Here is an 11,625-nt window from a genome sequence, read left to right on the forward strand (position 1 = left end):
GTTTTTAAAAAGGCCCTAAAATCACTTGATCCTTGTAACGAGACTGAACGGCAAGACATTTATGCTGAACGCCCTCTATATTGAAACGGTAGAAAGTGTGCCTGACACAAGGATTACATTAACAAACGGGCACAGTTATATCGTAAAAGAAACGAGTAAAGAGATTGAACAAAAAATAACGGCGTTTTACCGTTCAGTTTCTTTATTTGGCAGGAACCTGGAAGCGGGGGGCAAACATGAAAAATAAAATGGTACAAACCATGCTGATTATGATTTCGGTCATTTTACTCGCAGGTGTGATTACGTTAATTGTCATTTACAAAACGGACCAATCGTCAGCAGCAAAGCCGCCAAGCATTGATGACGTCGTGGATTCGTCGGTAGATATCGACCAGATGACGACCAACCTGAAAGATAACCATATCGTTCAGATTGCAATAAAAATAGAAGGCAGCGACAAAAAGGCAAAAGAAGAACTGACCAAACGGGATTTTCAAATCAAAGATATGATGATTGACGAACTATCAAATATGACAATGGCAGATTTGCAGGGTGACGAAGGCAAGACAAAATTTAAAACAGATTTGAAAGAACGCTTAAATAAAATCATGCAGGACGGAACAGTCGTAAATGTGTATATCACCTCTTATGTTATCCAATAAGAATCACAGTTCTGTTTATTCATCTAAAAAGGGGGTGATTCCGTTTGCCGGAAGAGATTTTATCGCAGTCTGAGATTGATGCCTTGTTGTCTGCATTGTCGACAGGTGAAATGAATGCGGAAGAAATCAAAAAAGAAGAAGATACGCAAAAAATTAAAGTGTATGATTTCAAGCGGGCATTGCGCTTTTCAAAAGACCAGATTCGAAGCCTGACAAGAATACACGAAAACTTCGCGCGTATCCTGACCACATTTTTTTCCGCACAATTGCGGACCTATGTTCAGATTACGGTGGCATCGGCGGATCAGATTCCCTATGAAGAATTTATCCGCTCCATTCCTAAATTAACGATTCTAACGGTTTATGAAGTCCCTCCGCTTGAGGGGAATATCATCATGGAGATTAATCCGAATATCGCTTATTCGATGATGGACCGTGTACTTGGCGGGTACGGGGACAGCATGAATAAAATTGATAAATTGACAGAAATTGAAAAGAAAATCATGACAAGAATTTTTGAACAAATGATTGACCAGTTGAGGGAAGCATGGAGCGAAATTACAGATATCAACCCCTGCTTAACGGAATTGGAAGTCAATCCGCAATTTCTGCAGATGATCTCTCCAAACGAAACCGTTGTAGTGATATCGCTCAACATGACAATCGGCGAGACAAGCGGCATGATTAATTTATGCCTGCCCCAGGTTGTACTGGATCCAATCATTCCGAAATTATCCGGCCATTACTGGATGCAGCAGACAAATAAGCAGGCCGATCCGGAAAACGTAAAATTGCTGGAAGAGGGCATAAAAGATGCGAAAGTTCCGCTTGCTGTCGAATTGGGATCAACCAGCATCAAAATTGAAGAATTCCTTCATCTGGAACTTGGCGATGTCATCCGGTTGAATCAGACGATTGCAGAACCCATGGTCGTGAAGATCGATAAAATACCGAAATTTCTCGGGCAGCCCGGGAAATCCGGTACAAAGATGGCTGTCCAGATCATGGACATGATTGTGGAAGGGGATGAAGAAAAGTATGAGTGATGATATGCTATCGCAAGAGGAAATTGATGCCCTTCTAAATGGCACCGCCAACGAGGGAGAAAAGCCGGATTCAAGTACGCTGAATGTGGAAGATTATTTGGACTCGATGGAAAAGGATGCACTGGGTGAAATCGGGAACATTTCATTTGGGAGTTCGGCAACGGCTTTATCTACATTGCTGTCCCATAAAGTGGAGATAACGACACCCGAAGTCGGGATTGTGCGGCATGATAAATTGGCGGATGAGTTTCCGCATCCGTATGTAGCGATTCAAGTAAAATACACGGAAGGCTTTTCAGGCATCAATGTGCTCGTGATCAAACAGTCGGATGCCGCAATTATTGCCGATTTAATGCTCGGGGGAACAGGCGAAAACCCAAGTTCAGATCTCGATGAAATTCATTTAAGTGCGGTTCAGGAGGCGATGAACCAAATGATGGGTTCTGCGGCCACATCAATGTCCGCCGTATTCAATAAACGGATTGACATTTCGCCGCCAACTGTATCATTATTGAATATTTTGGAAGGAGAAGGAACGGATTCCCTGCCAAATCAGGAGCTTCTTGTCAAAGTCTCGTTCCGGCTCATGATTCATAACTTAATAGATTCGCAAATTATGCAATTGCTGCCGCTGCAATTTGCCAAAAGTCTTGTGGCTGATTTGATCCACCAGGACGGAGACACACAAGGCGCGCATCATCCTGCTTCCGAAAGCGAAAGAACTGAAGCGGACACGCCCGCCCGGCAAACTGAGGAGAGCAGTACGGAAAACGAGCAGGGACAAGTTCCGCCCAAACAGGAAACTTACCAAAATGTGCAGCCGGCCGTCTTTACCAGCTTCGAGGATACACAACCGCATATTGGAACCAAGAATCTCGATATGCTGCTTGATATTCCGCTTCAAGTTACGGTTGAGTTGGGAAGGACATCCAAAACGGTAAGGGATATTCTTGAAATGGGGCCGGGTTCGATTATTGAATTGGACAAGCTCGCCGGGGAACCTGTGGATATTCTTGTAAACCATCAATTGATTGCGATCGGCGAAGTCGTTGTCATCGACGAAAACTTCGGCGTTCGTGTAACTGACATTGTCAGCCAAAAAGACAGGCTCAAAAAATTAAATTAATATTGGGGGAAGATGGTATGGCAAATACAATTTTGGTTGTGGACGATGCAGCATTTATGCGCATGATGATTAAAGATATTTTGACGAAAAACGGCTATGAGGTCGTTGCTGAAGCCTCAGACGGCGCCCAGGCAGTTGAAAAATACCGTGAACACCGCCCGGACCTGGTAACGATGGATATCACCATGCCGGAAGTGGATGGCATCAGTGCTTTAAAGCAAATTAAACAGATTGACAGCAGCGCAAGGGTGATCATGTGCTCGGCGATGGGGCAGCAGGCGATGGTGATTGACGCGATCCAGGCCGGCGCCAAGGATTTTATTGTCAAACCATTTCAGGCGGACCGCGTCATTGAAGCCATCAAGAAATCATTAAGTTAAACCTGCTAAGAAGGTGACAACAGTTTGCAAAGCCAATTCAAAAAGGGAATTTCAATTTTCAGCATCCTGATCTTTTTGATTTACGGGCATTATACTGTGGGTTATGCCCAGGCAGCTTCTTTTAACGGAAATGTAAAAGAATGCATGGAAAACCCGAAAAAATGCGAAAATCAGAAGCAGGGAGAAGATCGTTCCACAAAGCAAACAGAGGGTAAGTCTGTTGTGCAGGGCAGTTCGGTTGTAACGATAGGGGATATTGTGAAAATGATATTCGCACTTATCTTTGTGATCGCACTCTTATATTTTTTATTAAAATTTATCAATAAAAGAAGCCGTTCTTACCAAAACAACAGGCTGATCCAGAATTTCGGCGGTACGCCTTTGGGCGGAAACAAGTCGCTGCAGATTGTAAAAGCAGGAAAAAGAATTCTTATCCTGGGCGTGGGCGAAGACATCCATTTAGTCAAAGAAATAGCGGACGAGGAAGAGGTCCGGGATTTTGTCGACCAGTACAATCAAAAACTCGAACAAACAATGGAGCCAAGAGATTGGGTGTCAAAAGCAGTGAATGTATGGAAAAAACGGCATCAGAATCAACAAGCGGCTTCATCTTTCGGCAAATTGCTGAAAACGCAAATCAATACGATGAAAAAAGACAGAAGCATGGTGATGAAAGAACTGGAACAGAAGGGGAAGCAAAGAGATGAATGAATTTATGAATCTTTTAAGCAACGGATCGGCGGATACTGTATCAACCTCTGTAAAACTCCTTTTGTTCCTGACTGTGCTTTCGCTCGCGCCCAGCATCCTGATTCTTCTGACATCTTTTACACGGATCGTCATCGTGCTTTCATTTGTACGGACATCGCTCGGTACGCAGCAGGCGCCGCCCAACCAGGTGCTGGTCGGCCTTGCGCTGTTTTTAACTTTTTTCATTATGGCCCCGACTTTTCAACAGGTGAATAAAGAGGCGCTCACCCCTTTGTTCAACGATAAGATTACACTCGATGAAGCTTATGACAAAGCACAGGTGCCTTTTAAGGAATTCATGGCAAAACAGACGAGGCAAAAAGATTTGCAGCTTTTTTTGGATTATGCGAAGGAAAAGCAACCGAAATCGGTGCAGGATATACCGATTACAACACTGGTCCCGGCTTTTGCAATCAGTGAGCTGAAGACCGCTTTTGAAATCGGGTTTATGATTTTTATCCCGTTTTTGGTGATTGATATGGTGGTTTCCAGTGTACTCATGTCGATGGGAATGATGATGCTGCCGCCGGTGACCATCTCACTTCCTTTTAAAATCTTGTTATTTGTATTAGTAGACGGCTGGTATTTGGTCGTAAAATCATTGCTTGAAAGTTTTTAAAGAAGGTGAACAGAATGAGTCAGGAAATGGTGATTTCTTTGGCGGAAAAGGGCGTCATGGTGACATTGCTGGTATGCGGGCCGCTGCTGGCAATTGCACTGGTTGTCGGGTTGGTTGTCAGTATATTCCAGGCCGCGACGCAAATACAGGAGCAAACGCTCGCTTTTATCCCGAAAATTGTTGCGGTGCTGCTCGGGCTCATATTTTTCGGGCCGTGGATGCTTGGCCACATGCTTTCATATACGAAAGACATTTTAATGAATCTGACACAGTATATAGGTTAAAACATGGATCAGCTCATTCCTTCTTTCAGTATCTTTTTGTTGGTCTTAATCCGGGTCACCACTTTTTTCATTATGATGCCATTATTTTCGCACCGGTCAGTGCCGGCCGTGTTCCGGATCGGGCTTGGTTTTTTCCTGGCGCTGATGATTACTTATACGCTTCGTGTCCAGCCTTTTCCCATTGGCGGCGCCTATTTTTTGCTGTTAATCAAAGAGGCGCTGATCGGTTTGGTCATTGGATTTGCCGCTGCTTTTCTCATGTCTGCGATCCAGATCGCCGGCTCATTCATTGATTTTCAGATGGGCTTTTCAATGGCAAATGTGCTTGACCCGCAGACGGGGGTACAAAGCCCGCTGACCGGCCAGTATTTATACAGCTTTGCGCTTTTATTGCTGCTAACGTTAAACGGCCATCACATTATGTTAGACGGCATTTATTACAGCTATAAATTTATTCCGCTGGATCAGGCATGGATTCCGCTTGGTTCAAGCAATCTTGCAAAATATCTTGCAACGCTGACCGGCCGGGTTTTTCTTGTAGCATTTCAGATGTCCGTCCCGGTTGTTGGGGTTCTTTTTCTTGTCGATGTGGCACTTGGGCTAATTGCCAGAACGGTGCCGCAGCTGAATATTTTTGTCATTGGATTCCCGGTAAAAACGGCTGTTGGCTTTATTGTAATGGCCATCACAATGGGCGCCATCTTCATTGTTGCCCGGCATTTATTTGAAGCCATGTTTTATACCATGCGCAGTATGATGGAATTACTGGGGGGATCCGGATGACCTATCTCTCATTGAATCTGCAGTATTTTGCCGGGGAAAAAACGGAAAAAGCAACACCGAAGAAACGACGGGATACCCGCAAAAAAGGGCAGACGGCAAAAAGCCAGGATATCAATACAGCCATCGTTTTACTGGCCGTGTTTCTGTTTTTATATTTTGGTGCCGGTACGATCGGCAAACCGATGTCGCAGCTGGTGCATACGTCATTAACGGAATATATGCTTCAGGATGTAACCGAACAAAGCATTCATAAAATTTTTATAGAAATTGTCAAACAAATGGCTTCCATGCTGGTTCCGGTTATGGCGGTAGCGTTCATTGCCGGTATTGTGGCAAATCTGGCCCAGACCGGTTTCATTTTTACCGGGGAAGGACTAAAGCCAAGCCTTGGAAAATTAAACCCGCTTACAGGAATAAAAAGAATTCTTTCGATCAGGGCGCTTGTAGAATTGTTAAAGTCCGAATTGAAAATGATGCTGATCGGTGTTGTGGCTTTCTCGGTGCTGTGGACCAATATTTCGGATATTTTAAATCTGCCATTTAAAAGTGCTGCGGCTTCACTGCAGGTGGTCGGGCATTTGACACTGTCCATCGGCCTTGCTTCATCCATCGCCCTGTTTGCGCTTGCGATCCTAGATTATTTATACCAGCGCTTTGATTTTGAAAAAAATATCCGGATGTCAAAACAGGATATTAAGGATGAATTCAAAAACACGGAGGGCGATCCCTTCATTAAATCTAAAATCCGGCAGAAGCAAAAGGAAATGGCAATGAAACGCATGATGCAGGAAGTGCCGGATGCCGACGTTGTCATCACCAACCCGACCCATTATGCGATCTGTTTAAAATATGATGAGACAAAAAGTGATGCGCCGCTTGTGATTGCAAAGGGTGCGGACTATCTCGCCCAAAAAATCAAAGAGATTGCGAGGGAAAACGATATCGTCATGATGGAAAACCGTCCGCTGGCAAGAGCGCTTTATGCCCAGGTTGAAGTCGGGGATGTGATACCCGAGCAGTTTTTCAAAGCGGTTGCCGAAATTTTAGCTTATGTATATAAAATGAAACACAAAATTTAACTTTTTAAAGCAAGTTAGGAGAGAAAAACGTATGGCTGCAAGAGAACTCCCCGTTATCGCCGGGGTCATATTGATCATCGCGATGTTAATTATTCCGTTTCCGACATGGCTGTTAAGCTTTCTTATCATCTGCAATATTTCTCTTGCCTTGCTTGTGCTGTTGATCTCCATGAATATGAAAGAGCCGCTGCAATTTTCAGTGTTCCCATCTTTGCTGCTGCTGCTCACTTTATTCCGGCTCGGACTGAACATCTCTACGACGCGTTCGATTCTTTCGAAAGGAAATGCCGGTGGGGTCATCGAAACATTTGGCTCATTCGTTGTTGGCGGCAATATCGTTGTCGGACTGGTTGTCTTTTTGATATTAATCATTATTCAATTCATTGTCATAACAAAAGGCGCTGAGCGGGTTGCAGAAGTGGCAGCGCGTTTTACGCTGGATGCGATGCCCGGAAAACAAATGAGTATTGATGCAGACTTGAATGCCGGTATGATATCCGACCAGGAAGCCCGCATAAGGAGGGAAAAAGTAAGCAGGGAAGCGGACTTTTACGGGGCGATGGATGGTGCCAGCAAATTTGTAAAAGGGGACGCGATTGCGAGTATTGTCATCGTGATCATCAACTTAATTTTCGGGATTATTATCGGCATGACGCAAATGGGCCTGGCCATAAGTGATGCGGCGAGCCAATTTTCCCTGATGACAGTCGGCGACGGGATCGTCAGCCAGGTTCCTGCCCTGTTAATTTCAACGGCAACCGGTATTATGGTGACAAGAGCGGCTTCAGATGGCAATCTCGGCCAGGATGTCATGGCCCAGCTGCTTTCTTACCCCATGATGCTCTATATGGCCGGCGGGACCATATTTTTACTCGGGCTGTTTACACCGATTCATGATCTTCTTACGATTCCTGTTTCAGCAGCGCTGGCGATCGGCGGTTACCAGCTTCAACAAGTGCCGAAGAAAGCGGACAAGGCAGGGGATGTGGCAGAGGAAGAAATCCAGCCTGAAGAAATGAAAAGCCCGGAAAGTGTGATGAGCCTGCTTGATATCGACCCGATTGAGTTTGAGTTTGGCTATGGGCTTATTCCGCTGGTGGAAACGAGCCAGGGCGGCGATTTACTCGACCGGATTGTGATGATTCGCAGGCAGCTGGCAATAGAACTGGGGATTGTCATTCCGGTCGTACGGATTCGGGATAATATTCAGCTGCAGCCAAATGAATACCGGTTAAAAATAAAAGGAAATGAGCTGGCAAGAGGGGAACTTCTTTTAGACCATTTTCTGGCGATGACACCCGGTGAAGATGACGGCGCCATTAACGGGATAGCTACGGTTGAACCGGCATTCGGGCTGCCTGCGAAATGGATAACAGAAGAGCAAAAGGAGCAGGCGGAAATGATGGGGTATACCGTCGTTGATCCGCCAACCGTTGTTTCGACACATATAACGGAAACAATACGCTCCAATGCGTACGAACTTCTGGGCAGACAGGAAACAAAAGGCTTGATCGACCATTTAAAAGAATCCAATCCGGTACTGGTCGAAGAAGTCACGCCGAACCCGTTATCTGTCGGGGAAATTCAAAAGGTTCTTTCAAACCTGTTAAAAGAACATGTTTCCATACGCAACTTGCCGGCCATTTTTGAAACCCTGGCCGACTATGGTAAATTATCAACAGATACTGATTTACTGACAGAATATGTCAGGCAGAGTCTGGCACGGCAAATTACGGAACAATATACCACTGCCGGCGACAATTTAAAAGTGATTACGGTCTCGGGAAAAGTGGAAAAGCTGATTGCCGACAGCATCCAGCAAACTGAACATGGCAACTATTTATCACTGGATCCCGCTATCTCGCAAAAAATCATCGAGTCCGTTACAGAACAGGTGGACAAGGTTTCCATGACCGGAAGCGCTCCGGTGCTTTTATGTTCGCCTGCTGTCCGGATGTATTTGCGGCAAATGACAGAACGATACTTCCCGCAAGTGCCGGTGCTTTCCTATAACGAGCTGGAAGCAAATGTTGAGGTACAAAGTATAGGGTTGGTGAACATTGAATGAAGATCAAAAAATTTTTAGCGCCCAATATGCCGGAAGCAATGAAACAGATCCGCCTTGAACTGGGGGACCAGGCTGTCATTTTGAATTCAAAAGTCATCCAGCGCAAAGGCTTTCTCGGGTTTATGAAAAAAAGGAATATTGAAGTCATTGCTGCAGTTGATCCTGAACCTGGAAAACCGCGACAAAGAGAGATCACGCCGGCAAAAATCGAATATGAAAAAGCAAAAGAGATCCGTACTGATTCCCGGGTTGAACCGGCTGAAGCAAACAAAAAACAAGCAGCTCGGGAAACGGAAAGCCTGCACAGGGAACTGGCAGAGTTAAAAAGAGCAGTACTGGAAATTTCCGGGTTTTCGAGTGCTGCTTTCCAAAAGTACCCGCTTAAGATCCAGAAGTTTCTGAGCCGTTGTACGGAACAGGAATTGGATAAAGCGTTCGTTTTATCGATTGGCGAGTGCCTGTTGGAGCAATGGAAAGCCCATGGCAAAGAGCCGTCAGAAGGCGATGTCCTGGATTGGGGCAAAGCGGTGATCAGAAAGAAACTGAGCCGCTTTGCCTGCGGAGAAATCCAAAGTAAATATGTCAATTTAATCGGCCCGACCGGAGTGGGGAAAACAACGACACTTGCGAAAATGGCGGCGGGCGCCGTATTGGATAAAAAAGAAAAAATTGCATTTATTACGACGGATACATACCGGATTGCGGCGGTCGAACAGCTCAAAACCTATGCCAATTTGTTAAATGTCCCGTTTGAAGTCATTTACAAATTATCGGATTTCCATAAAGCAATTGAAAAGTTTGCCGGTTTTGACCGCATTTATATTGATACCGCAGGACGGAATTACCGTGAAATCCAGTATATCCGGGAACTAAAAGGATTGATTGATTTCAATGAAAATATGGAAACATTCCTGGCTTTATCCATGACCATGAAAGAAAAAGATATGGCGGCCGTTATGGAAAGCTTTCAGGGCATCCGGATTGACCGTTTTATTTTTACGAAGCTGGATGAAACGGGAACTTATGGGGCCGGTGTGAATCTCATGGAAAAATACGGAACAGGCTGCGCTTATGTGACAAACGGACAGGACGTCCCGGATGATATTATTGAGGCATCACCGGATACATTTATTCAATATTTATTTGGGGAAAATGGCAATGAAAGACCAAGCTGAATCATTACGCGCGCAATTAAAGAAACAGCACGGGCGGCCTGCCAAAACGTTTGCTGTTGTAAGCGGAAAGGGTGGTGTCGGGAAATCAAATATTTCGGTCAATATGGCTGCGGCACTTGCAAAACAGGGTTCCAAAGTACTGTTATTCGATATGGATATCGGTATGGGAAATATTCATGTGCTGCTCGGGCTTGATGCTCCGTACACCATTTCGGATTTTATTCACCGCGGGATGGGGCTCTCGCAAATATTATGCAAGGGGCCGGATAATATTTCCTATATTTCGGCGGGGAATGGTTTTAATGAAGTAATCCGGATGGAAGATGCGGCAGTCGGAAAGCTCATAAACGAAATAGAATGGCTTCAATATGACTATGATTATATGATTTTCGACATGGGGGCAGGTGCGGCGGCGTCCAGCCTGCAAATTATGCTTTCGGTTGATGACATCTTTGTTGTGACAACACCGGAGCCGACAGCCATAACGGACGCCTATTCGATGATAAAATATATATGCATGCAACAATTTGATTCGCCGCTCTATTTAATTTGCAACCGGGCAGAAAAAGAGAAAGAAGGGCTGGTGACTTTAAGCCGCCTGCGGTTTACCATTAAAAAATTTCTTGGTAAAGAAGCCGAAATCCTTGGCGTTGTCCCGGAAGATTCCAATGTAAAAAAAGCTGTCTTAAGGCAAATGCCGTTTTATCTTGAATATCCGCATACATCTGCCGCAAAAAAGATAGATGCCCTGTTGCAAAGCTACATCACCGGCTATGATTCAAAACGCACCGGTGGCGTACCGCTGTTTGTGCGTAAACTGCGGGGGCTTTGGCAAAAAAACAGCTGAACAGCCTTGGCTGAAAGAAAGCTTTCTGCTATCAAACGGAACCCGGGGAAGCTTTGAATCGGAGCCAGGATCTTAAAAAGGTGTGAGGCGTTTGTTGTTAAAAATGGGGAGGCAAGCTTTGTGAATACGCATCGTAATCAAAAACGACATGTTTCACCTGAAACCCCGGTATATCACCCGGCCGGGGAAGGCCCGGACCAGCAGCCGGCATCCAAAAGGCGGTCAGCAAGAAAAAAACTTGTATGCATCGGGACGTCAACAGGCGGGCCGCGTGCACTGCAAACCGTACTGGCATCCTTACCGGAGGGTTTGCCGGCGCCTGTTCTGGTCGTCCAGCATATGCCGCCGGGCTTTACAAGGCAACTTGCAAACCGTCTGAATTCAATTTGCCGGATTACGGTAAAAGAGGCGGAAGACGGAGAAATTGTGCAAAAAGGCACCGCCTATATCGCACCTGGAGACTTTCACATGAAGGTAAGGGAACAGGCCGGGCAAATGGTGATACAGCTGGAACAATCCCCTACAGTAAGCGGGCACAGGCCGGCAGTCGATCAAACATTTGAATCGATCAGCCGTCTGAAACATTACGATAAAGTGGCGGTTGTGATGACCGGGATGGGTTCTGATGGAACAAAAGGTCTGATTCATTTAAAAAATGAAGGAAATGTCAAGGTCATTGCCGAATCAAAAGAAAGCTGCATTGTTTACGGGATGCCGAGAAGTGCAATTGCTGCGAATCTCGTGGATGAGATCAAGCATCTCAATGACATTGCAGATGCAATTATAGACTATATCAGTGATTAGGA

The 11,625-nt window shown here is 45.3% G+C and carries 14 protein-coding genes; all 14 read left to right on the top strand.

Annotated elements, in window-relative coordinates; translation table 11 throughout:
* The first annotated feature begins 25 nt into the window (after positions 1 to 25).
* The 14 genes from C232_RS0100385 (at position 26) to C232_RS18275 (ending at position 11,623) form a co-directional block, all read left to right on the top strand.
* Positions 26 to 247 carry a flagellar FlbD family protein gene (locus C232_RS0100385; RefSeq protein ID WP_018660068.1) on the top strand — a complete coding sequence of 74 codons (222 nt, stop codon included), beginning with the start codon at positions 26 to 28 and terminating at the stop codon, positions 245 to 247.
* Complete coding sequence (gene fliL / locus C232_RS0100390) at positions 237 to 662, top strand: flagellar basal body-associated protein FliL (RefSeq protein WP_018660069.1); 426 nt, start codon at positions 237 to 239, stop codon at positions 660 to 662. The genes C232_RS0100385 and fliL overlap by 11 nt, the downstream gene beginning before the upstream one ends.
* Positions 663 to 706: 44 nt before the next feature.
* Positions 707 to 1,708, top strand: a complete 1,002-nt coding sequence (gene fliM, locus C232_RS0100395) for a flagellar motor switch protein FliM (RefSeq protein ID WP_018660070.1) — start codon at positions 707 to 709, stop codon at positions 1,706 to 1,708.
* Positions 1,701 to 2,834 (top strand): flagellar motor switch phosphatase FliY, encoded by a 1,134-nt coding sequence (gene fliY, locus C232_RS0100400; RefSeq protein ID WP_018660071.1) that lies wholly within the window; start codon positions 1,701 to 1,703, stop codon positions 2,832 to 2,834. The genes fliM and fliY overlap by 8 nt, the downstream gene beginning before the upstream one ends.
* A 17-nt stretch (positions 2,835 to 2,851) precedes the next feature.
* Complete coding sequence (locus C232_RS0100405; protein ID WP_018660072.1) at positions 2,852 to 3,214, top strand: response regulator; 363 nt, start codon at positions 2,852 to 2,854, stop codon at positions 3,212 to 3,214.
* A 24-nt stretch (positions 3,215 to 3,238) separates the two neighbouring features.
* Positions 3,239 to 3,925, top strand: coding sequence for a flagellar biosynthetic protein FliO (locus C232_RS0100410; protein WP_018660073.1), 687 nt, complete (start codon positions 3,239 to 3,241; stop codon positions 3,923 to 3,925).
* Entirely contained in the window at positions 3,918 to 4,583 is a 666-nt protein-coding gene (gene fliP / locus C232_RS0100415) for a flagellar type III secretion system pore protein FliP (RefSeq protein ID WP_018660074.1), read from the top strand. Before C232_RS0100410 ends, fliP begins: the two co-directional genes overlap by 8 nt.
* Positions 4,584 to 4,597: 14 nt before the next feature.
* On the top strand, positions 4,598 to 4,867 hold the full coding sequence (gene fliQ / locus C232_RS0100420; protein ID WP_018660075.1) for a flagellar biosynthesis protein FliQ: 270 nt from the start codon (positions 4,598 to 4,600) through the stop codon (positions 4,865 to 4,867).
* A 3-nt stretch (positions 4,868 to 4,870) separates the two neighbouring features.
* Positions 4,871 to 5,650, top strand: coding sequence for a flagellar biosynthetic protein FliR (fliR, locus tag C232_RS0100425; protein WP_018660076.1), 780 nt, complete (start codon positions 4,871 to 4,873; stop codon positions 5,648 to 5,650).
* The gene (flhB, locus tag C232_RS0100430; protein WP_018660077.1) at positions 5,647 to 6,729 is read left to right on the top strand and encodes a flagellar biosynthesis protein FlhB; all 1,083 of its coding nucleotides are present in this window, start codon (positions 5,647 to 5,649) and stop codon (positions 6,727 to 6,729) included. Before fliR ends, flhB begins: the two co-directional genes overlap by 4 nt.
* 31 nt (positions 6,730 to 6,760) lie before the next feature.
* The gene (gene flhA / locus C232_RS0100435) at positions 6,761 to 8,797 is read left to right on the top strand and encodes a flagellar biosynthesis protein FlhA (RefSeq protein WP_018660078.1); all 2,037 of its coding nucleotides are present in this window, start codon (positions 6,761 to 6,763) and stop codon (positions 8,795 to 8,797) included.
* Complete coding sequence (gene flhF, locus C232_RS0100440) at positions 8,794 to 9,972, top strand: flagellar biosynthesis GTPase FlhF (RefSeq protein ID WP_018660079.1); 1,179 nt, start codon at positions 8,794 to 8,796, stop codon at positions 9,970 to 9,972. Before flhA ends, flhF begins: the two co-directional genes overlap by 4 nt.
* Entirely contained in the window at positions 9,956 to 10,819 is an 864-nt protein-coding gene (locus C232_RS0100445) for a MinD/ParA family protein (RefSeq protein WP_018660080.1), read from the top strand. Before flhF ends, C232_RS0100445 begins: the two co-directional genes overlap by 17 nt.
* A gap of 120 nt (positions 10,820 to 10,939) precedes the next feature.
* On the top strand, positions 10,940 to 11,623 hold the full coding sequence (locus C232_RS18275; protein ID WP_018660081.1) for a chemotaxis protein CheB: 684 nt from the start codon (positions 10,940 to 10,942) through the stop codon (positions 11,621 to 11,623).
* Positions 11,624 to 11,625 lie beyond the last annotated feature (2 nt).

The sequence above is a fragment of the Heyndrickxia acidiproducens DSM 23148 genome (assembly GCF_000374345.1).
Classification (GTDB): Bacteria; Bacillota; Bacilli; order Bacillales; family Bacillaceae_C; genus Weizmannia; species Weizmannia acidiproducens.